Genomic DNA, 235 nt, shown 5'->3' on the forward strand with positions numbered 1-235 from the left:
GCCGCAGGCCACGGCCCCCGACGCCGGCAAGGGACTGGACGACGACAACGTCCGCGACCAGGTGGTGACCTCCCTGATCGCCGGCCACGAGACCACCAGCGGTCTGCTGTCGTCCGCCACGTACTCGCTGATGCGCAACCCGCACGTCCTTGCCCAGGCCTACGCCGTGGTGGACCGGCTGCTGCCGGGCGACACGGTCCCGGTCCACGACACCATCATGCAGATGGACGTGATT

General features: G+C 69.4%; 1 protein-coding gene. It reads left to right on the top strand.

Going from position 1 to position 235, the window contains the following annotated elements; translation table 11 throughout:
- On the top strand, positions 1-235 hold a 235-nt coding region (locus KVT44_RS57115; protein ID WP_217577195.1), incomplete at both ends, for a cytochrome P450.

This window comes from Streptomyces sp. GbtcB7 (assembly GCF_019091445.1).
GTDB lineage: Bacteria > Actinomycetota > Actinomycetes > Streptomycetales > Streptomycetaceae > Streptomyces > Streptomyces mirabilis.